Source organism: Streptomyces sp. NPDC048436 (genome assembly GCF_043200355.1).
Classification (GTDB): Bacteria; Actinomycetota; Actinomycetes; order Streptomycetales; family Streptomycetaceae; genus Streptomyces.
This window is the reverse complement of record NZ_JBICXP010000004.1, coordinates 180,955-200,916: the sequence shown is the minus strand read 5'-3', so window position 1 is coordinate 200,916 and position 19,962 is coordinate 180,955. Positions and strand designations below refer to the sequence as shown.

The window sequence follows — 19,962 nt, the reverse complement described above, 5'->3', positions numbered from 1 at the left end:
CTTTAAAGAAGTGCCTTGTCTCGCAGGGGGAGGCGGGGTCCACGGAAGGCCGAGCCAGCCGTGCGCCCCGTCTGCGCCCCCCGCAGGATGGGAAGCATGCCCAACCTCAAGGCGCGTGCCGCCGCCACCGTCGTCCTGCTGTCTGCGTCCCTCGCGGCCTGCGGCGGTGACGGCTCCAAGGACTCCAGGGCCTCCAAGGACACGGACTTGTCGGCCCAGAAGCTGAGCTGGAAGGACTGCCCCGCGCCCGCGGCATCCGAAGGCGGCGGTGAGGCCCCGTCCCCGCTGCCCGGCGGCGCCGAGTGGCAGTGCGCCACCATGAAGGCCCCCCTCGACTGGGACAAGCCCAAGGGGGACACCCTGGACATCGCCCTGATCCGCGCCGCGGCGAGCGGCGAGAAGGACCGGCGGATCGGCTCGCTCGTCTTCAACTTCGGCGGCCCCGGCGGCTCCGGCGTCACCACGCTGCCCGCATTCGGACAGGACTACGCCAAGCTGCGCACCCGCTATGACCTGGTGAGCTTCGACCCTCGTGGCGTCGGCCGGAGCGCGGGCGTGAAGTGCGAGGACGACGAGCGGCTCGACGCGTATTTCCAGGAGGACTCCACGCCTGACGACGACGCCGAGCGGAAGAAGCTCATCGACAACGTGAAGAGCTTCAACGGCGCCTGCGAGAAGAACTCGGGCAAGGTGCTCCCGCACGTACGCACCACCGACGCGGCCCGCGACATGGATCTGATGCGCCAGGTGCTCGGCGACGACAAGCTGCACTACTTCGGCATCTCGTACGGCACCGAACTGGGCGGCGTCTACGCGCACTTGTTCCCCAAGAAGGTGGGCCGTGCCGTCTTCGACGCGGTCGTCGACCCCACCGAGAACGCCGAACAGGGCTCGCTCGGCCAGGCCGAGGGCTTCCAGCTCGCCCTCGACAACTACGCCAAGGACTGCACGTCGAAGGTCGAGGACTGCCCTGTCGGCGACACCGAGCAGGACGTCAAGGGCAAGATCGCGAAGCTCCTCAAGGACCTGGACGCCAAGCCGCTGCCCGCCCTGCCGCCGCGCGAACTGACGCAGACCGCCGCCACTAACGGCATTTTGCAGGCGCTGTACTCCAAGGACTTCTGGCCGTACCTCACCGATGGCCTCGACCAGGCGTACGACGGCGACGGCAAAACGCTGATGATTCTCTCCGACTCCATGAACGGCCGAAACGAAGACGGTACGTACAGCAACCTCCAGGCCGCCAACATCTCCATCAACTGCGCGGACGACAAGGCCCGCTACACCTCGGAGTACGTCCAGGAGAAGCTCCCCGAATTCCGCGAGGCGTCCCCGCTGTTCGGCGACTATCTGGCGTGGGGCATGGCCGGCTGCACCGACTGGGCGGTGGACGGCACCGCCGACCACCCGGACGTCAGCGCACCGGGCGCGCCCCCCGTCGTCGTCATCGGAAACACCGGCGACCCGGCCACGCCGTACGAGGGCGCGAAGAAGATGGCGACCGCGCTGGGCAAGGGAGTCGGCGTCGAGCTGACGTACAAGGGCCAGGGGCACGGGGCGTACGACAGCAAGAACAAGTGCGTGCGGGACGCGGTGAACGGCTATCTGCTGGACGGCACGGTGCCGAAGGAGGGCACGGTCTGTTCGTGAGGACGGCGGCGCCACCCGGGCCGCCAAGGTCATTGTCAGAGGCCCCGCCTACTATGGCTTGACTGTCTTTCCGAGGGGGGAAGCGCTCCATGCCGCGTTTCGTACGGTCAGCGGCCCTGGCCGCAGCAGGGGTTCTGATGGCGGGGCTCGCCGTCGGCTGCGGTGGTTCGTCCGACGGGGGCGAGGACGACGCGAAGCCCGCGCCGACCGGCCCCGAGCAGTCACCGGAGCCCGATCCCTCCTCCACGCTGCCCGCCTCGCTCACCTCCCAGAAGCTGGACTGGGGCGGCTGCAAGGCGACCGGCAGCGAGCCCGCACCAGGCTCCGAGTGGCAGTGCACGACCCTCAAGGTCCCCTTGGACTACGCGAAGCCGGACGGCGAGACGATCGATGTCGCGCTGATCCGCGCCAGGTCCACGGGCAAGGGCGAGCGCATCGGTTCGCTCCTGTTCAACTTCGGCGGTCCCGGCGGCTCCGGCGTCTCCATGCTGCCGTCGTTCGCCGACTCGTACGGCACGCTGCGCGAGCGGTACGACCTGGTGAGCTTCGACCCGCGCGGGGTCGCGGGCAGCGAGGGTGTGCGCTGCCGCAGCGACAAGGAGACGCAAGCCGCGGAGTCCGTCGACGCCACTCCGGACACCCCGGCCGAGGAGAAGGCGTACTTCAAGGACGCGGCCGATTTCGGCGCGGGCTGCGCGCGCGACGCGGGCAAGCTCCTCAGCCATGTCTCGACCGTCGAGGCCGCCCAGGACATGGACGTCATGCGCCAGGCGCTCGGCGACAAGAAGCTGCACTACATGGGCGTCTCGTACGGCACCGAACTGGGCGGCGTCTACGCGCACTTGTTCCCCAAGAAGGTGGGGCGCCTCACGCTCGACGCCGTCGTCGACCCGACCGCGGACTCGGTGGGTCACGCCAAGAACCAGGCACGGGGCTTCCAGCGCGCCCTGGAGAACTACCTGAAGTCCTCGGGCCAGGACCCAAAAGCGGGCTCGCAGAAGATAGTGCGGCTCCTGAAGCGCCTCGACGCCAACCCGCTGCCCGCGTCGGGCGACCGCAAGCTCACCCAGTCCCTGGCACTGACCGGCATCACGGTCACCCTCTACAACAAGGAGAGCTGGCCCGCCCTGACCCGTGGCCTTGAGCAGGCCGAGAAGGGCGACGGCGCGGCGCTGCTCCAGCTGGCCGACTCCTACAACGAGCGTGACCCGTCGGGGAGTTACAGCACGCAGAGCCACTCCCAGCGCTCGATCGGCTGCCGCGACGACAAGCAGCGGACGACGCCCGCCGAGGCGAAGGCGCGGCTGCCCGAGTTCCGCGAGATATCGCCGGTCTTCGGCGAGTTCATGGGCTGGGACACGGCGGGCTGGTGCCACGACTGGCCGGTGCCAGGGCTGCACGACTCGACCGAGGTGAGCGCACCCGGCGCCGCCCCGGTCCTGGTCGTGGGCAACACCGGAGACCCGGCCACGCCCTACGAAGGCGCCCGCAAGATGGCGGACGAGCTGGGCAAGGGCGTCGGCGTCGAACTCACCTGGAAGGGCGAGGGACACGGGGCGTACGGCAGCGGCAGCGACTGCGTGGACGGCACGGTCAACGACTACTTGCTGAAGGGCAAGGCCCCGCAGGACGGCAAGATCTGCGAGACCTGAGGCTCCCGGGCCTGAACGCAGATGGGGCCGCACCTTTTACGGTGCGGCCCCATCTGCCTGCTGCCTATCGCCTCAAGGGCTCGTCCTCAAACGCCGGACGGGCTGAAATGTTGCGCTACGCCTAGTAGATCGGCTTGGCGGGCTCAATCTGGTTGACCCACCCGATCACGCCGCCGCCCACATGCACCGCGTCGCTGAAGCCCGCGGACTTCAGCACGGCGAGGACCTCCGCTGACCGGACACCCGTCTTGCAGTGCAAGACGATCTTCTTGTCCTGCGGAAGGTTCTCCAGGGCGGTGCCCATGAGGAACTCGTTCTTGGGGATCAGCTTGGCGCCGGGGATCGAGACGATCTCGTACTCGTTCTGCTCGCGTACGTCGATGATCTCGATCTTCTCGTCCGCGTCGATCCACTCCTTGAGCTGCTTGGGAGTGATCGTCGAGCCGAGCGCCGCCTCCTGGGCCTCGTCCGACACGACGCCGCAGAAGGCTTCGTAGTCGATGAGTTCCGTGACGGTGGCGTTCGGGCCGCAGACCGCGCAGTCCGGGTCCTTGCGGACCTTGACCTGGCGGTACTGCATCTCCAGGGCGTCGTAGATCATCAGTCGGCCGACCAGCGGGTCGCCCACGCCGGCCAGGACCTTGATCGCCTCGGTGACCTGGATCGAGCCGATCGACGCGCACAGCACGCCGAGCACGCCGCCCTCGGCGCAGGACGGAACCATGCCGGGGGGCGGGGGCTCCGGGTAGAGGCAGCGGTAGCACGGGCCGTGCTCGCTCCAGAAGACGGACGCCTGCCCGTCGAAGCGGTAGATCGAACCCCACACGTACGGCTTGTTGAGCAGCACGCACGCGTCGTTGACCAGGTACCGCGTGGCGAAGTTGTCCGTGCCGTCGACGATCAGGTCGTACTGGCTGAAGATGTCCATCACGTTCTCGGCTTCGAGCCGCTCTTCGTGGAGGATCACGTTCACGTACGGGTTGATGCCGAGGACGGAGTCCTTCGCCGACGCCGCCTTGGAGCGGCCGATGTCGGCCTGGCTGTGGATGATCTGGCGCTGCAGGTTCGACTCGTCGACCTCGTCGAACTCCACGATGCCGAGCGTGCCGACGCCCGCCGCGGCGAGGTACATCAGCGCCGGCGACCCGAGGCCGCCGGCGCCGACACACAGCACCTTGGCGTTCTTCAGCCGCTTCTGCCCGTCCATCCCGACGTCGGGGATGATCAGGTGGCGGGAGTACCTGCGAACCTCGTCGACGGTGAGCTCAGATGCTGGCTCGACCAGGGGTGGCAGCGACACGGAGACTCCGTTGGTCGGTATATGGAAACGGTTGTTCTGTCCGTAACACTGCCACGCCCCTCTTCATTCCGAGACACCCGTTCCGATACGCGAGACGATTTCGTCCCAGTACGCGGGCATCGACTCCCAGGGGTCGTCCGCTCCCCCGCTGTCGACGCGGTCGGTGAAGTAGATCGTCGACGCGCCCTGCCAGCGCGCGATGCGCAGCGCCTCCTCGAGATGGCCGCGCGGCATGCCGTGCACGAAGTGGCAGAAGCGCTCGGGCGGGTAGTCGGCGGTCCACTCCGCCACCTGTGACCAGCGGTAATCGCTCCAGGGCCCGGAGAAGGTCACCAACTGGTCGGCGGATTCGGCGTATCCGGGATAGGGATGGGTGCCGTGCCCGAAGACGATGTACGCCCCGTCGCAGAGCGCGCGCAGCGTCGTGACCGTCCTGCGCACCTCCGGAAGCGACGCGCGCTCGCCCGGGCAGCGGTCCAGGGAGAAGCCGTCGACCTGGTACCAGTCGAGGTAGCGGTGCGCGTCGGAGATGAGCTCTCCGAAGCCGCGGGCGCCGTACATCACGTCGAGGTGACCGAGAACACGCACCCCGGCGTTCCGCAGCCGCCCCGCCGCTTCCAGGCAGTGCGGGTCGGGCCGGTCCCCCGGGCCCCTGTTCACGTTCAGGACGACCCAGTGCAGCGGGGCGCCGGGGCGGGTGAGCTCGGACCATTCGGTGGGTGCGACGAGGGGGTGCGCGAAGCCCGGGATGCCGAAGCCGAGTCGTACGTCGGTGTGCGCGGTATCTGTGGCTGTGCTGGTCAGATGCGGCATGCCGCCTCCATCCAGATGTCGGCGAGTGATTCTTCGAGGTTGATCCGGGGCCGCCAGCCGAGCCGGTCGCGCGCGGTGCGCACGTCGGCCTGCTGCCAGCTGCCGCAGCCGTCCGGGTAGGGGTACGCGGCAGGGCTCCCGTGGTCGGATTCGGTGCGCGGGTGCCCGATGGACGGCCGCAGGGCCCCTTGGTCCAGCTCGTGCAGGGCTCCGCCGTATCCGGCGACGCGTGCCAGGACGGCCGCCGCGTCACGCAGCCGCACCGCTCGGCCCGCGCCGATGTTCACGACGCCCTGGGCCGCCGAGAGCGAGGCGGCGTGCACGGCGCGCGCCACATCGCGTACGTCGATGAAGTCCCGCTGGACGCCGAGGCCCCCGAGCTTGAGCTCGCCGTCACCGGACTGCATGGCACGCCGCATGGCCTCGGCAAGGCGCCCGAGCGGTGATCCGGCCGGGGTGCCGGGCCCCGCGGGCGAGAAGACCCGCAGGACAACGGCGTCGAGGCCGGACCCGAGGACCAGTTCGGTGGCCGCGAGCTTGCTGACGCCGTACGGTCCGCCGGGCCGCGGCACGGCGTCCTCCGCGGTGGAGGACCCCGGCTGGCTGGGTCCGTACTCGGCACCGCACCCCAGCTGCACGAGCCGGGCTCCGCAGCCGCTGCGGCGCAGGGCTTCGCAGATCGTGGCGACGGCGACGGTGTTGTGCCGGGTCAGGTCGCGGGCGCCGCCACGGGTGGCGCCCGCGCAGTTGATGACCACTCCCGGGTGCACGGCGTCCAGGAAGCGGGTGAGCGCGCCGGGGCTGCCGCTCGCGAGGTCGAACCGTACGTCCGAGTCGTCGCCGCGGCCGAGCGCGGTGAGCTGCACCGCCGGGTCGGCGAGCAGCCGGTCGGCGACGAACCGGCCGAGGTATCCGTTGGCTCCGATCAGCAGCACCCTCATCGGGCGGCTCCCGGGTCGGATTCTCGGATGCTGAGGGTGCTCATCTGGCGTTCTCCTTCAGGGGGTTGCCGGGATTCACGGGGTAAGGCCCGCGGTGTCGGCCCCGCGGGAGAGAAGGTCTTCGGATGGGGCGGTCGCGGCCCGTGGGGGCCGCTCGAAGAGGTGTCGTGTGGGCCGCGGGCGGCGGCGGGCGCGCTCACGGGGTCTCGTCCGCGTGGGCGGAGGCGCGGCTCAGCACGCGGGCGGCGTGCAGCAGCAGTGCCGCTGCGGCGGCCCCGCAGGCGATGACGGGGACGGCGCCGGGCCCCCATGCCTGGACCGCCTCCTCCACGGGTACGGCGATCCAGTCGCACCCCGGCAGCCGTGCGGCGAACACCGAGGCGACGGAGCCCGCCTCCACCGCGCCCGCGGCTCCCAGCGTCAGCAGGGGCGCACGCGTGAAGCCGTACGAGGAGAGCAGGGCGGAGAGCAGCAGCAGAGCGCCCAGTGCCCCGGCCCCCGCCGGGGCAGGCTCCCCCTGGACCGCCCCGGCTGCCAGGAGCAGCGCCCAGAGCGCGCACAGGTACAGGGCGACCACGCCGAGCAGCAGCGGCCTGACGGACGCGGAGAATTCGGTGAGCCCCTTGCTGAGGGCGAGCCGTTTCCGCGCCGCCACGGCGAAAAGCCGGGCGCACCACACTCCGGGGGCGACGGCGAGCGAGAGGCCGAGGGCGGCCGTGAGGGACGGTGCCCACGGTTCGTCGGGCCCACCGGCGACGGCGGCCCGCAGCAACTCGTCGCCCAGGAGCGCGTAGGCGAGGAGAAAGCACACCCACGCGCGCGTGGCCGGCGCGGCCTGGTGCGGGGAACGCAGCGGGCCGAAGCGGAGAGCCACCCTCAGGGCGACGCTGACGGCGAGCAGGCCGCCGAGGCCGACCGCGAACCGCGCACGCCCTCCGCCCAGTTCGAGCCCTACGACGGTGAGCCCGCACGCCACCCCCGGCAGCAGGGCGAACAGCGCCCAGCCGGCGGGCAGATCAGGGGAGCGCCGGGAGGGCGGCGCCATGGAGGCGCCGCGTTCTTCCTCGCCGCGCGGCACGCGCGCGTACATCTCCTCGGCGAGCGCGAACACGTCCCGATGCCGGAACCGCGCGGCGGTCCGATCGGTCACGCCGTGCGCCTCAAGGCCCGCGGCGATCTCCAACGGATCGACGGCACGCTCGCACAGCTCCCGATGCCGGTGCATCAGGGCCTTCACGGGGTCGCCGGCACCGCGCCGGGTGGGCCTGGACCCCGCGCCCGCTCCGGAAACCGCGGGGGCCTCCGTCCCGGAAACGGCCCCGGAACCCGCAGCGGTCTCCGCCCCGGAAACCGCCGCCTCGGCCACCAGTTCCTCCGAGCGCACATCCCACCCACCAGGGCTCTCCGGAGCCCTCGGCGCGTCCGTCTTCCGTTGCCGCGTCATACGCCGACCCCCCTCAACCGCACGTCTCCGTCCGCCTCTTGCGGCGTCGGCGCCGCCCAGCTGGGCGTTCCGCCCGTCCCCGCGTCCCCGGCGCCGCCGCCCGCCCACCGGCCCGGCATGTACGCCTCCGCCGGGTTGCCGAACGGCACCGGCTCGCCCGCGTCGTCGAGCGCCTCCCTGCGCACCGGGCAGTGCGAGACGATCTCCAGGTAAATGCCGCGAAATGCCTCGACGTTCTGCTCCACGGTGAAGAGTTCGAGCGCACGCGCGCGTGCCGCCGCTCCCAGGCGCTCGCGCCGCCCGGCGTCCCGCAGCAGCGCCACGCACGCCTCGGCGAGGGCCCGCGGGTTGCGCGGCGGCACGACGAGGCCGGTGCCGCCGATGACCTCCACCACCGCGCCGACGTCCGTCGAGACCGTCGCGCGCCCGCAGAACATCGCCTCGACCAGGCTGATCGGGAAGCCCTCGACGACGCTCGACAGGACGACGACGCTGCCCGCGGCGTACGCGTCCTCCAGGTCGGGGGTCCCGGGCGCCCCGATCTCCTCGAAGGACACGGGGTTGTCGCCGACGGCGTGCGCTCCGTCCGCCTCGTCGGGGAAGAGCTGCGCGGCGAGCACCCTGCAGTGGGTCAGGTACTCGGCGGGCTCGGGGCCCTCCGCGGGAGCCGCGACGATCCGCAGCCGCGCCTTGGGCTCCTCCTTGCGGATCTCCGCGAAAGCGTGCAGCAGGGAGATCAGGTCCTTGGCGGGCTCGATGCGCCCGACCCAGAGGAGGGTGGCCGGGTCGCCCGGGTCCTCACGCTCGCCGACCTCGGCGAAGCGGGCCGCCTCCATGCCCGGATAGACCGTGCGCAGCTTGGCCCGCTCGGCGCCGCACCGCTCCTGCCAGCGCCGGGCGTGTGTGTTGCCGGGCGTGATGATCGTGGCCTTGCCGTACACCTCGGCGGCGAGCCTGCCGTGGAAGGAGGTGAGCAGCGCCCGCGCCGGCGCGCTCAGCGCCTCATCGCCCGCTGCCAGGTAGTGCGCCCGCAGCTGTACGCCGTACTCGGTGACCAGGAGCGGCACTCCGGAGAAGTGCAGGGCGAGGAGGCCGGGGAGCGCCGCCGGGCCACCGGACGTGGCGTGGCACAGGTCGACCGCGCCGAGCCCGTCGTCCTCGTACCAGTCGAGGGAGAGCGGCCGCAGGGCGCGCTCCAGGTGGCCCGCCACCGTGAGCAGGTCGGGCACCCGCGCGGTGCGTGCCGCTCGCAGTGCGCCCGGCGCGCGGCAAGCGCTCTCCAAGATGCGCACGGCGGCCTCGGAGCGCAGGGCGCCGACGAGTCCGCCCTCGTCCCTCGCGAGTTCGGCGAGCCCGTAGAGCGCGCTGCCGAAACGGTCCGCCAACTCGTCACAAGCCGCCCGGCCGCCGGCGGCCACCGCCACGCCGGAGTCGCACATCACCGCGGCCAGCTCCCCGAAGCAGTCGGTGAAGCGCCGCCGCGCCCGCCGTCCGTATCCGGCCCCGAAGGCCGTGCCGTCATCGTCGACGGTCCACAGGGGGGCCGTCCGCACCCGGCTGACCTGGGGCGGCAGCTCGATCCAGCCCTGCGCCTCCTGCCGCTCGCTGCGGCTCAGCGCGTAGACGTCGAATTCGTGCTGCCCGAGCCCGCGCACGAGCCGGTCGCACCAGAGCCTTGCCTCACCGCTCACATACGGATAGCCACCCTCCGTAAGCAGTCCGATGCGCACGCGTACACCCCCGATCTCCCATGTGGGGAGCCGCCGTTGGTCCGGCGGCTCGCAGCGGGACGAACGTATGCGGACATGCCGGTGGCGCGACGGACGGTTGTCCATCGCGCCACCAAAAGGGGTGAATGCCAGTAACTTTCCCGCCCCGGTAGCGTTCTGTCGCGCTATGGCACCGAGAAAGCGCTCTATCGCTACGGAGCGTTAAGCTGCGGCCAGCTCCCTGCGGGCCGTGCGGCGCCGGGCCGCGGCCTCCGGGTCGAGCGCGGGCACGGCCGCGAGAAGCTGTTTGGTGTACGCCTGCTGAGGCGCTCCGTACACCTCGTCGACCGTGCCGTGCTCGACGATCCGCCCCTGCCGCATCACCGCGACCCGGTCGCTGACCTGGCGTACGACTGCGAGGTCGTGCGCGATGAAGACGAGCGCGAGCCCCAGCTCCCGCTGGAGTTCGGCGAGCAGCGCGGTCACCTGCGCCTGTGTCGTCACGTCGAGCGCCGAGACCGGCTCGTCGCACACGATGATCCCGGGCTCGGCGGCGAGGGCCCGCGCGATGCCGACGCGCTGGCGCTGGCCGCCGCTGAACTCGTGCGGATAGCGCCCGTAGTACGCCGGATCGAGCCCGACGCGCTCCAGGAGGGCGTTCACGCGTGCGCGCACGCGTGCCTCGTCACGCTCGCCCCGCGCGCGCAGCGGGTCCGCGATGGACTCCCCGATGGAGCGGCGGGGGTTGAGCGAGGAGACGGGGTCCTGGAACACCATCTGCACGCCCCGGGCGTCCGGCTTGTCGACGCCTCCGTAGTGGAGCTTTCCGTCCGTCGGCTCCAGGAGGCCCACCAGCATCCTGCCGAGCGTCGTCTTGCCGCTGCCGCTCTCCCCCACGACTCCGAGCGTCTCGCCGCGGCGGACCGTGAGCGACACGCCGTCCACCGCGGCGAAGGCGCGCTTGCCGCGCCCGAACTCCCGCCGCAGGTCGACGGCTTCGAGTACGACGTCTGCCTCGGAGGCGTCCCCCTCGGCGGAGCCCCGCGCGGTGGACGCCTCCCGTGGCGCGTCCACCCGGGGCACCGCCCCGAGCAGCTCCCGCGTGTACGCCTCCCTCGGCGCCCCGAGGACCTCGCGCACGGGCCCCCGCTCGACGGCCCGCCCGTACCGCATGACCAGGACGTCGTCGACGCTCTCCGCGGCGACGCCCACGTCGTGGGTGACCAGGAGCAGGCCCATGCCCGTCTCGGCCCGCAGCACGTGCAGCAGGTCGAGGATCTGGGCCTGCACGGTGACGTCGAGGGCGGTCGTCGGCTCGTCGGCGATCAGCAGCCGGGGCTCGCACGCGAGGGCCATGGCGATGAGCGCCCGCTGCCGCATGCCGCCGCTGAACTCGTGCGGCCGGGACCGCGCGCGGCGCGCCGCGTCCGGGATGCCGACCCGGTCGAGCACTTCGACGGCACGCGCGCGTGCCGCACGGCGCGAGGCCCGGGTGTGCACGCGGTACACCTCGGCGATCTGGTCGCCCACCGCGTAGTACGGGTCGAGGGACGACAGCGGGTCCTGGAAGACCATCGCCGCCTTCCCGCCGCGCAGCCGCCGCAGCTCCTCTCCTGACGCTTCCTGTACGTCGATGCCGCCGACCCGCACGGACCCGCCGACGCCCGCGCCGGTGCCGCGGTGGAGCCCCAGCAGCGCGGACGCCACCGTGCTCTTGCCGGACCCCGACTCGCCGACGAGGCCGAGCGCGGCGCCCTCCTCCAGCGTGAAGGAGAGCCGGTCCACGGCGCGCGTGTCCCCGAAGTCGACCGTCAGGTCGGTCACTTGGACGAGGCTCATGACAGGACCACCCGTCGGTCGGCCACCGCGTACAGCACGTCCGCGACGGCATTGGCGAGCACCACGAAGAAGCCGGTCACCAGGACCATGCCGACCACGACCGGCAGATCGACGACCTTGACCGCGTGCACGAGTTCACGGCCGAGGCCGGGCAGCCCGAAGAGCGTCTCGCTCAGCACGGCCCCGCCGAACATCGATCCGAAGTCATTGGCGCTCATGGCGATGACCGGCGCGTAAGCGCCCCGCAGCGCGTGCTTGCCGATGATCGACCGCTCCCCGACGCCGTACGCGCGAAAGGTCCGCACATGGTCGTCGGCGAGGGTCTCCAGCATCGAGGCGCGGGTCAGGCGGGCGTACTTGGCGGCCTCGATGAGGGCGAGGGACAGCCATGGCAGGAGCAGGTTCCACGCCCACTGCTGGGGGTCGTCGGTGAACGGTACGTACTGCGGGAAGGGCAGCCAGCGCAGCTGGCCACAGATGACGATCATCAGCAGCAGGCCGATGACGAAGACGGGCGTGGCCGTGCCCGCGAGCGTGACGGCGGTCAGGACGCGCTCGCTGACCCGCCCGCGCCGCCAGGCGGAAAGGACACCCGTGCCGACGCCGAGGATCAGCCACATCACCATCGCGCCGAGCGCCAGCGATCCGGTGACCGGCAGCTTCGCCAGGATGAGCTGGGTGACTTGCTGGTCGCTCTGGTAGGAGAGGCCGAGGCAGGGCGCGTCGCAGTGCTCCACGGCCGTGCCGGTCGAGTAGTCCTGCCCGGCGAAGAGGCCCTGGAGGAAGTCCCAGTAGCGGGCGTACAGCGGATCGTCGAGCCGTAGCTGGTCGGAGACCTGCTGGACCTGGGCGGGTGAGCAGCGCGGCCCGCAGGTGATCTGGGCGACGTTGCCCGGAGCGACGTAGAAGACCACGTAGATGATCACGGAGATGGCGAAGAGCGTGACGAGGGCGCCGAGCAGGCGCCGCACGAAGAAGCCGGTCATGCCTTGCCCTCCCGCTTCTTCCCTGTGCCGACGCGCAGCCGCGAGGCCGCGCGCGGATCGAGCGCCACCCGCACCCCGTCGCCGAGGACGGTCAGCGCGAACACGGTCACGAAGAGCGCGCCGGCCGGCAACAGTAGGTACTGCGGCGCCGCCTGGTACCAGATGTCGGCCGAGGTCAGCATCTGTCCCCAGGACGCGGTGGGCGGTTTGACGCCGACGCCGAGGAAGGAGAGCGCGGCCTCCACCGTGATGTTGAGGGGGACGAGCAGGGCCGCGTAGGTGATGACGGGCGCGGCGAGCCCCGGCAGGAGTTCGCGGCGCGCGATCCGCAGGGTGCTCCAGCCGCTGAGCCGGGCGGCGGCCACGTAGTCAAGCTCCTTCAGGGTGATGGTCTGCGCGCGCACGATCTTCGCGACGCTGCCCCAGGCGATGAGCCCGATGACGAGGGCGACGAGGACGGGGCGCGGGAAGCCGCTGGGCACGATCGCCATCAGGGCGAGCGAGAGCACCATCAGCGGCATCGCGACGATGATGTCGGTGGCGCGGCTGAGCACCTGGTCGACCCAGCGGTTGCCGAGCCCGGCCGCGAGGCCGACCCCGACCCCGATCAGGACCTGCACCAGGGTCGCGGCGAGCGCGACGCCGAGCGAGACGCGCGCCCCGTACACGAGACGGGCGAACAGGTCGCGGCCCGTCTGCGGTTCGACGCCGAGCCAGTGCTCGCCGCCGATCCCGCCGAGGGAGCCGATGGGCACGCCGCCGCGCGCGGAGTCGATGAGGTCGGGGTGGTACGTGGTGGGGTCCTGGCCCTCGACGGCGGTGAGCAGCGGCGCGGCGAGCGCGACCAGGACGAGCAGCGCGACGACGACCGCCGCGACGAGGGCGGCACGCTGCGCACGCAGCCGCCGCCAGAACTGACGGGCACCGGAAGTCGGGGCGGGCGCGCTCGCGCCCGCCCCCGCTTCCGAGGCCAACAGGGCCTCGCTCATGGTGATGTGACCCGTAGCCCTTACTTGACCGCGACCTGCGAGATGTCCAGGACACCCGTCCAGTCGCTGATCACGATGTTCTTGACGTCCTTGCCGTACAGGCGCTTGTAGACCGGGTGGAAGAGCGGCACGGTCAGGGCCTGCTCGCCGATCTTCTTGTCGAGGGCGCCCCAGCGCTTGGCGGCGGCGTCGAGGTCGGTGAGCTTGTTGATCTCGTCGATCTCGGTGTTGACCGACTTGTCGTCCAGGAAGCCGGTGTTGAAGTTGGCGCCGTCCTTGACGATCTGCCGCCCGTCGAAGATCGGGGCGAGGAAGGGGCCGCCGGAAGGCCAGTCGGCTCCCCAGTGGGCGAGGAAGAGACCCGGCTCGGACGTGGCGCTGTGCACCTTGTCCTTGTAGTCGTTGTCCTCAAGGCCCTGCAGCTTGACCTTGATGCCCGCCTTCTTGAGGGCGTCCTGGAGGGCGGTGGCGATCTCCGGGCTGGTCTCGAAGTCCTTGGCGTTGGAGTGGGTCAGCGTGATGGTGAGCCCGTCCTTGTGGCCTGCCTCCTTCAGGAGCTCCTTGGCCTTCTTCGGGTTGCCTGACTTGCCCGCCGGGAAGTGGTCGTACTTCGTGTATCCGAATGACTTCTGGTTCGGCAGGTACGTCGTCGCGGGCTCGGCGAGGGACGAACCGCCTGCGGCGTTGACGACCGACGACCGGTCGACGGCGTACGAGATGGCCTGGCGCACCTTCGGGTCGTCGAAGGGCTTCACCTTCGGGTTGAAGGCGAGGTAATTCGTGTATCCGAAGTGCCCGGTCCCGACGCGTGAGGCCAGTTCCTTGTCGCCGGTGACCTTGGCGAGTTCGGCCGGACCCAGGTTGGTGTCGGTGGTCACGGCGGCGGCGTCCGCGCCCTGGCCCGACGAGAGGCGCTGGTTGATGACGGACGAGTCGAGCCCGGAGCGCACGTCGATCTTGTCCGGGTAGGCCTTGCGCTCCGGGTCGGTCGTCGCCGACCAGTGCTTGTTGCGCTCCAGGACGAGGCGCTCGCCGTCGTTCTCGTTCCTGACGACCTTGTACGGGCCCGATGAGACCGGGTGCTCCTCGTACTTCGTGCCCTTGTCCTTGCTCTTGGGCACGGGCGTGAACTGGGTCTGCGTGGCCAGGTAGGGGAACTCGCCCTCGGGCTTGTTCAGATGGAAGACGATGGTCCGCTCGTCCGGGGTCTCGATGGAGTCGAGCCCCTTGCCCTTGTCCTTGTAGGGCCCGGCGTACTTGTCGCCGCCGATCAGCCAGTCCCTCAAGTAGGGCGCCCCGCCGGAGAGTTCACCGGCGAAGGAGCGCTCGATGCCGTACTTGATGTCGGCGGAGGTGATCGGTGAACCGTCCTCGTACGTGAGCCCCTTCTTCAGGGTGTACGTCCACACCGTGGCGTTCTTGCTCGACTTGCCGAGGTCCGTGGCGAGGTCGGGCACGACCTCCGAGCCCTTGGCGCCGTCCTCGCGGTTACGGGTGGTCAGCGTACGGAAGACGAGCGAGGGGACGTTGCCGCCGCCGGAGGTGTAGAGCCGCGCCGGATCGAAGTCGACCTGGGGCTGGCTGTTGAGGACGGTGAGCGTGCCGCCCTTGGCCGCCTTGCCGTCGCCGCCGCTCCCGGCGCCGTCGTTGTCCTTGGGTCCCGCGCAGGCGGCGACGCCCGCTGCCAGGACCAGGCTGACGGATGCCGCGGCCACGCGGCGGGCTATGACGGACGGTTGACGCATGGGAGGGGACCTCTCGGGGAGCGCCGCACGCACAGGTGTACGACGGCTGTCAGCAGGAAGGGAGCAGAGCTCGCCCCGGGGTCGCCGAAGAAGGTCAAGGCCCACAAAGAAGAAGGAGGGGGCCTGGAGAAGATGCGACGCACGCGCCAGGGGCGGGCGTCAGCAACAGTGAATGTCGGACACGCAGAGCGCGGTCACACCAAAGAGCGCCAGCTCAAGGGCTGTGCGCGAGGAGGCGTGACGAGGCGACATGCGGAGAAATATGAACGAACTTTCGGCGGTTGTCAAAGCCGCCGATCACGCATTACGCCCACTGAGTCTCAACTCTTGGGAAACGCCCAGGCGTTGGCCTTGCACTTGATTCCGTCGTGGTTGAGGAACTTCGTCTGCTGCTGCATGACGGGCGCGAGCTCGCCGTCCTTGGTGCAGTCCGTGTGATTGAAACCGAGCCGGTGTCCGACCTCGTGGTTGATCAGCATCTGCCGGTAGGGGTGGATGCGGTCGCCGTAGGTCTTGGCGCCCTGCGCCCACCGGTAGGCGTTGATCATGACGCGGTCCGTGGCGGCGGAGTCACAGGAGACGTTCTGCTGAAGGGTGTCGAGCCCGGACTTCGCGCACCATTTCGCGGTCGTCCCGGGGCTGGCGAGCGTGATGACGAAATCGGGCTTCCCCGAGGAGATCCGCTCGAAGGTGCGGCCCCCGCCATGCGCCCAGCTGCGGTTGTCGTTCAGGGTCTTCTGCACGGCGGACGCGAACAGCTCGCCGTCCAGGCCCATGCCCTTCTCGACGTCGACGCGGTAGCGGAACACCTGCCCCTTGCCCGGCGCCTTGTCGAAACCGGCCATCGCGTCGAAGTCGCCGGACGCCGTGAGCTTGGCGTCGAGCGGGTACTTCTTGGCCATCTTCGTCTCGTACGTCGCCGGGGCCGACTCGGGAGGCGTTGGCCGGTCGTCCGAGCGGGACGCGGGGTCGCCGGGGTCGCGCCCTTCCTGCCCCTTGGCGGCCTTGGCGGACTTCGCCTCCGGAGCTGAATCCTTTCCCCCACCGGTCATTTGGCCGGCCACCACGATGGCGAGGACGGTGGTGACCGCGGCGGCCGCGATCCCGGTGAAGGCACGGCCCTTGCCGCCGCCCTTGCCAGCCTTGCCGTCCTTGCCGTCCTTGGCGTCACTGTCCGCGGCGCTTTCGGCATCACCGGGGCCGTCCGGGCCGTCGGCCCCTTCCGTGGACCAGAGCGCTCCGTGCGCTTCCTCGTCCTCGTCGACCGCGCGGTCCCAGTCGGTGACGGAGGCGTACGGGTCGGGGGGCGGGGGCAGCGGCGGAACGCCGACCGCGGTGTGCGGGGCGGCGCCGGTCGCGGTGCCCGCTCCGGCCTCTCCGCCCGCTCCGCCCGCGAAGAGGTCCTCGTCGGTGAACTCGCCGCCGAACGCGTCCACGTACTCGCGGCGCGGCCCCGGCACCCCTGGCTGCGCGGTCCGCGCACCCGGCACTCCATAGGCGGCGCCCATCCGCGGCCCCGCACCCCAAGCCCCGCCCGGCTCACGCTGCTCGGGGTGCCCGCCACGGACACGCGGCGTGCCCTGCGCCGGGGTGGCCTGCGGGAACCCGTGCGGAGGTGTCGCCTGGGGCACCCCGTGCGCGGGTGTGCCGTCGCCGGGGGCACGCCTGCGCCGCCCCGTGCCGGGGCCCGGCGGGCGTGCGCCCTGCTGCGGTGCCGGTGTGCCGGCGGTATCTGTGCTGCCCTTGTTGTCTGCGAGGTCGGCTGACCCTCGGCGGCTATGACGTCCCACGCGCCCCCTCAGCCCCTCGCGCCGGAGATGCTGCTGTCGTTCGACTGACCCGCGTACACGAGCAGTTCACGGATGGACGTGGCCACCGTATCCGGATACTCCATCATCGCCACATGCCCGGCGTCGGGAAGCGTGAGCAGCCGTGAGTCACGGAACGCGGCTGCGGCCTTGCGGGCCATGCGGAACGAGACCAGCAGATCCTTCGCTCCGTAGACGAGCAGCGTCGGCGCGAGCACCCGCTCCGCCTGCCGCCACAGGCCATGCTGCCCGCCCAGCGTGTACGCGTTCACGATGCCGCGCGCCGAGCGGGCCATCGCGTCCCACATGTACGGGAGGGCGAGCCTGCGCTCCATCTCCCGCACGGCCGCGCTGAATCCCTCGGGCGAGACCTGGCCCGGATCGCCGTAGCAGAGCGCCATGACGCCCCGGACGCGCTGCTCGGGCGACCAGTCCTTGGTGAGCCTGGTGAACAGCCGCGCGATGCCGGGGACCGCGAGAAGGCCGGTCGGCAGTGCGGTGCGCTGCACCCGCAGCTCCGGGAGCGCGGGCGAGATGAGCGTGAGGGTGCGGACCAGATCGGGCCGGACGGCGGCCACGCGGGTGGCGACCGCGCCGCCCATCGAGTTGGCGATCAGATGCACGGGGCCCTGCTCGCGTGCGTCCAGGTAGCGGATGACCGCGCGCGCGTGCCCGGTGATCGAGTAGTCGCCGTCGTCCGGCGGCGGCGAGTCGCCGAACCCCGGCAGGTCGACCGCCGCACAGTCGACGACGTCCTCAAGGAGCGGCATCAGGGCCGACCAGTTCTGCGAGGACCCGCCGAGCCCGTGAACGTACAGCGCGGGGGGCAGCCCCTCGCGGACCGACGGCCTTGAACGCACGGAGAGCGTGAGTCCGGGCAGGGTGACCGAGTCGAGCCGCTCGCCCGGCGCGACCCCGACGACACCCGGCTTGGGCGCGACGGAGGCGGCTAGTACGTCAGGCAGCTCGGTCGAAGACATGCGGCAATGTTACGAGACGATCACACGGTGGTTCATGTGTTCGCCGTCACAGGTCTCGACGAAGTCCCGCGGAGATCGCGTAGCGCCCGGATCGGCCGTCTCCTAGGCTCATAGGTGTGGGCAAACAGGGCACTCGCAGCACTGGTACGCCAGAAGCTCGCAGCACTGGCACGCCAGAAGAGAGAGCCGCAGTCCGCCAGGGAAGAGAGCCACCATGACCGTCGATCCGTCCGACCCCGAGACCTTCGAGGCCACGGAGACCGCCGAGAGCGGCCCCGAGGCTCCGGAGGCCGATGCCGCCGAGCAGCACACCGACCTCACGCCGAGCCAGGACGACTCCCTGGAGCACCTCGACCCGACGGTGGCCAACGAGGCCGATGTGGCCGAACAGGCCCGCGTCGTGAGTCTCGATGAGGACGACTATCGCTGAGCTGCCCGTGTTTGCCCTGCTACGCATGGCTTTCACGGCCGTCCAGTCCGCGAAATTCTCCGCTCGTACCGCGCACATCATGGTTACCGAAAAGTACGATGGCCGCGCGGCGCACACCGCATATTCACGATCATGGGAGGCGGCGTGACAGCCATCGAGCAGACAGAGGCAGCGCGCCCGCGAGGCACACGCCTGCCGCGTCGTGCCCGACGCAATCAGTTGCTGGGCGCGGCGCAGGAGGTCTTCGTCGCGCAGGGTTACCACGCGGCGGCGATGGACGACATCGCCGAGCGGGCCGGAGTCAGCAAGCCGGTGCTCTATCAGCACTTCCCCGGCAAGCTCGACCTGTATCTCGCGCTGCTCGACCAGCACTGCGAATCACTGCTGCAGTCCATCCGCACGGCCCTGGCCTCCACGACGGACAACAAGCTGCGGGTCGCGGCCACGATGGACGCGTATTTCGCGTACGTGGAGGACGAGGGCGGCGCTTTCCGCCTCGTCTTCGAGTCCGACCTGACGAACGAGGCGGCGGTCCGCGAGCGCGTGGACCGGGTGACGCTCCAGTGCGCGGAGGCGATCTGCGAGGTCATCGCCGAGGACACGGGTCTGCCCCGTGACGAGGCGATGCTGCTCGCGGTGGGCCTCGGCGGCTACTCGCAGGTGGTGGCCCGCTACTGGCTCTCCAGTGGCAGCACGGTCCCGCGTGAGAAGGCGGTGCAGCTGCTCAGCTCGCTGGCCTGGCGGGGCATCGCGGGCTTCCCGCTGCACGGCGTGGACGGTCACTGAGCGAATTCCCGTTTTCTGTTCGCTACTGGCGTGCGGCGGCGCTGCCGTACGCATCGCCTCACCGGGCTAATGTGTGCTGGGTACGGCGCGGATGGCCGCGCACACACTGACCGTCGGAGGGACAAAGCCGTGGAGGTCAAGATCGGCGTGCAGTACGCGCCCCGCGAGATCGTGCTGGAGAGCGGCCAGAGTGCCGAGGAAGTCGAGCACGCGGTGTCCGAGGCTCTGTCCGGCAAGACGCCGCTGCTGAGCCTCGTGGACGAACACGGCCGCAAGGTCCTGGTTCCGGCAGACCGCCTCGCGTATGTCGAGCTCGGCGAGCCGACCGCGCGCAAGGTGGGCTTCAGCGCCCTGTAGGCAGGGGCGTCGCACGCAGGACGAACGACGGGAACGGCCCGGTGGTGACAACCACCGGGCCGTTCCCGTGTGTTGACGTGGTCCCGCGAAAGCGTCAAAGCGGCAGGAACAGGGGGTTGACGCGATCCGGGCCAAGGCTCGGAGGATTGCATTCCGGCTGCCACGGGTAAGACCGGCTACGACCGTTTTGCACCTGGCCGCGAGGGAGGGACACCCTGTGATTCTGGAAGCACTTGGCTCCGCACTGCTCGGTTTCGCCCTGGCGTGGGCCGCGGCCCACCGCCTGCCCCACCGGCTCCCCGCCCGCAATCTGGTCCTGTCGACCGGAGCGGTGGGCGCCGTGATCGGATCCTTCGTCACGCACATGGCTCTGGGAGCGGGCCACGCGCCCGGCACACTCGTGGGCGCGGTGGCCATCTCCGCGGCCCTGCTGTCGCTCCTGATCCGCCCGAGCCGTGGGCTGCGCCGCCGCTCTGCGACGGCGTAGCCGCGGGGCTGCGGGCCCGCGGCAAGGGTGTGCTGCCGCTGGGCTC

Annotated in this window: 18 protein-coding genes; 6 read left to right on the top strand and 12 right to left on the bottom strand. The window is 70.8% G+C overall.

Translation table 11 applies throughout. The annotated features are described in order from the left end of the window. Positions 1-96 precede the first annotated feature (96 nt). Both ACGFX9_RS15775 and ACGFX9_RS15770 read left to right on the top strand, forming a co-directional pair. The gene (locus ACGFX9_RS15775) at positions 97-1,650 is read left to right on the top strand and encodes an alpha/beta hydrolase (protein WP_393471079.1); all 1,554 of its coding nucleotides are present in this window, start codon (positions 97-99) and stop codon (positions 1,648-1,650) included. 89 nt (positions 1,651-1,739) lie between these two features. Next, positions 1,740-3,302 carry an alpha/beta hydrolase gene (locus tag ACGFX9_RS15770; RefSeq protein ID WP_393471076.1) on the top strand — a complete coding sequence of 521 codons (1,563 nt, stop codon included), beginning with the start codon at positions 1,740-1,742 and terminating at the stop codon, positions 3,300-3,302. Positions 3,303-3,423: 121 nt separating this feature from the next. On the opposite strand, the gene moeZ is transcribed toward ACGFX9_RS15770, so the two are convergent. The 12 genes from moeZ to ACGFX9_RS15710 form a co-directional block, all read right to left on the bottom strand. Continuing rightward, complete coding sequence (moeZ, locus tag ACGFX9_RS15765; protein WP_393471073.1) at positions 3,424-4,602, bottom strand: adenylyltransferase/sulfurtransferase MoeZ; 1,179 nt, start codon at positions 4,600-4,602, stop codon at positions 3,424-3,426. A 63-nt stretch (positions 4,603-4,665) separates the two neighbouring features. Next, entirely contained in the window at positions 4,666-5,415 is a 750-nt protein-coding gene (locus tag ACGFX9_RS15760; protein WP_393471070.1) for a spherulation-specific family 4 protein, read from the bottom strand. Continuing rightward, positions 5,403-6,356 carry an NAD-dependent epimerase/dehydratase family protein gene (locus tag ACGFX9_RS15755; RefSeq protein ID WP_393471068.1) on the bottom strand — a complete coding sequence of 318 codons (954 nt, stop codon included), beginning with the start codon at positions 6,354-6,356 and terminating at the stop codon, positions 5,403-5,405. The genes ACGFX9_RS15760 and ACGFX9_RS15755 overlap by 13 nt, the downstream gene beginning before the upstream one ends. A gap of 196 nt (positions 6,357-6,552) precedes the next feature. Then, positions 6,553-7,800, bottom strand: coding sequence for a hypothetical protein (locus ACGFX9_RS15750; RefSeq protein ID WP_393471065.1), 1,248 nt, complete (start codon positions 7,798-7,800; stop codon positions 6,553-6,555). Beyond that, positions 7,797-9,530 carry a DUF3492 domain-containing protein gene (locus tag ACGFX9_RS15745; RefSeq protein ID WP_393471063.1) on the bottom strand — a complete coding sequence of 578 codons (1,734 nt, stop codon included), beginning with the start codon at positions 9,528-9,530 and terminating at the stop codon, positions 7,797-7,799. Before ACGFX9_RS15745 ends, ACGFX9_RS15750 begins: the two co-directional genes overlap by 4 nt. Before the next feature lie 201 nt (positions 9,531-9,731). Continuing rightward, positions 9,732-11,348 carry a dipeptide ABC transporter ATP-binding protein gene (locus ACGFX9_RS15740; RefSeq protein ID WP_393471060.1) on the bottom strand — a complete coding sequence of 539 codons (1,617 nt, stop codon included), beginning with the start codon at positions 11,346-11,348 and terminating at the stop codon, positions 9,732-9,734. After that, positions 11,345-12,334, bottom strand: coding sequence for an ABC transporter permease (locus ACGFX9_RS15735; RefSeq protein WP_393471057.1), 990 nt, complete (start codon positions 12,332-12,334; stop codon positions 11,345-11,347). Before ACGFX9_RS15735 ends, ACGFX9_RS15740 begins: the two co-directional genes overlap by 4 nt. Further along, positions 12,331-13,323, bottom strand: coding sequence for an ABC transporter permease (locus ACGFX9_RS15730; protein WP_393471054.1), 993 nt, complete (start codon positions 13,321-13,323; stop codon positions 12,331-12,333). The genes ACGFX9_RS15735 and ACGFX9_RS15730 overlap by 4 nt, the downstream gene beginning before the upstream one ends. Before the next feature lie 20 nt (positions 13,324-13,343). Continuing rightward, positions 13,344-15,068 carry an ABC transporter substrate-binding protein gene (locus ACGFX9_RS15725; protein WP_393471051.1) on the bottom strand — a complete coding sequence of 575 codons (1,725 nt, stop codon included), beginning with the start codon at positions 15,066-15,068 and terminating at the stop codon, positions 13,344-13,346. 159 nt (positions 15,069-15,227) lie between these two features. Next, positions 15,228-15,320, bottom strand: coding sequence for an Ms4533A family Cys-rich leader peptide (locus ACGFX9_RS15720; protein WP_393471048.1), 93 nt, complete (start codon positions 15,318-15,320; stop codon positions 15,228-15,230). 68 nt (positions 15,321-15,388) lie between these two features. Beyond that, complete coding sequence (locus ACGFX9_RS15715) at positions 15,389-16,858, bottom strand: DUF3152 domain-containing protein (RefSeq protein ID WP_393471045.1); 1,470 nt, start codon at positions 16,856-16,858, stop codon at positions 15,389-15,391. An 8-nt stretch (positions 16,859-16,866) separates the two neighbouring features. Then, positions 16,867-17,856: an alpha/beta fold hydrolase gene (locus tag ACGFX9_RS15710; RefSeq protein ID WP_393471043.1), complete on the bottom strand. Its 990-nt coding sequence runs from the start codon at positions 17,854-17,856 to the stop codon at positions 16,867-16,869. A 214-nt stretch (positions 17,857-18,070) separates the two neighbouring features. Here ACGFX9_RS15710 and ACGFX9_RS15705 point away from each other — a divergent pair, with 214 nt between their 5' ends. From ACGFX9_RS15705 to ACGFX9_RS15690, 4 genes are all read left to right on the top strand, one after another. Continuing rightward, the gene (locus tag ACGFX9_RS15705; protein ID WP_393471040.1) at positions 18,071-18,286 is read left to right on the top strand and encodes a hypothetical protein; all 216 of its coding nucleotides are present in this window, start codon (positions 18,071-18,073) and stop codon (positions 18,284-18,286) included. A gap of 144 nt (positions 18,287-18,430) precedes the next feature. After that, positions 18,431-19,072 (top strand): TetR/AcrR family transcriptional regulator, encoded by a 642-nt coding sequence (locus ACGFX9_RS15700; protein ID WP_393471037.1) that lies wholly within the window; start codon positions 18,431-18,433, stop codon positions 19,070-19,072. A 129-nt stretch (positions 19,073-19,201) separates the two neighbouring features. Further along, a complete protein-coding gene (locus ACGFX9_RS15695; RefSeq protein WP_393471034.1) occupies positions 19,202-19,429 on the top strand; it encodes a DUF3107 domain-containing protein in 228 nt (75 codons plus the stop codon). Between the two features lie 217 nt (positions 19,430-19,646). Further along, complete coding sequence (locus ACGFX9_RS15690; RefSeq protein WP_393471031.1) at positions 19,647-19,916, top strand: hypothetical protein; 270 nt, start codon at positions 19,647-19,649, stop codon at positions 19,914-19,916. Positions 19,917-19,962 lie beyond the last annotated feature (46 nt).

What these genes read in the sequence shown, in the direction of transcription:
- ACGFX9_RS15775 (WP_393471079.1), top strand. Translation starts at nt 97, where the DNA reads ATGCCCAACCTCAAGGCGCGTGCCGCCGCCACCGTCGTCCTGCTGTCT.
- ACGFX9_RS15770 (WP_393471076.1), top strand. Translation starts at nt 1,740, where the DNA reads ATGCCGCGTTTCGTACGGTCAGCGGCCCTGGCCGCAGCAGGGGTTCTG.
- ACGFX9_RS15760 (WP_393471070.1), bottom strand. Translation starts at nt 5,415, where the DNA reads ATGCCGCATCTGACCAGCACAGCCACAGATACCGCGCACACCGACGTA.
- ACGFX9_RS15755 (WP_393471068.1), bottom strand. Translation starts at nt 6,356, where the DNA reads ATGAGGGTGCTGCTGATCGGAGCCAACGGATACCTCGGCCGGTTCGTC.
- ACGFX9_RS15750 (WP_393471065.1), bottom strand. Translation starts at nt 7,800, where the DNA reads ATGACGCGGCAACGGAAGACGGACGCGCCGAGGGCTCCGGAGAGCCCT.
- ACGFX9_RS15740 (WP_393471060.1), bottom strand. Translation starts at nt 11,348, where the DNA reads ATGAGCCTCGTCCAAGTGACCGACCTGACGGTCGACTTCGGGGACACG.
- ACGFX9_RS15735 (WP_393471057.1), bottom strand. Translation starts at nt 12,334, where the DNA reads ATGACCGGCTTCTTCGTGCGGCGCCTGCTCGGCGCCCTCGTCACGCTC.
- ACGFX9_RS15730 (WP_393471054.1), bottom strand. Translation starts at nt 13,323, where the DNA reads ATGAGCGAGGCCCTGTTGGCCTCGGAAGCGGGGGCGGGCGCGAGCGCG.
- ACGFX9_RS15725 (WP_393471051.1), bottom strand. Translation starts at nt 15,068, where the DNA reads ATGCGTCAACCGTCCGTCATAGCCCGCCGCGTGGCCGCGGCATCCGTC.
- ACGFX9_RS15720 (WP_393471048.1), bottom strand. Translation starts at nt 15,320, where the DNA reads ATGTCGCCTCGTCACGCCTCCTCGCGCACAGCCCTTGAGCTGGCGCTC.
- ACGFX9_RS15710 (WP_393471043.1), bottom strand. Translation starts at nt 17,856, where the DNA reads ATGTCTTCGACCGAGCTGCCTGACGTACTAGCCGCCTCCGTCGCGCCC.
- ACGFX9_RS15705 (WP_393471040.1), top strand. Translation starts at nt 18,071, where the DNA reads ATGACCGTCGATCCGTCCGACCCCGAGACCTTCGAGGCCACGGAGACC.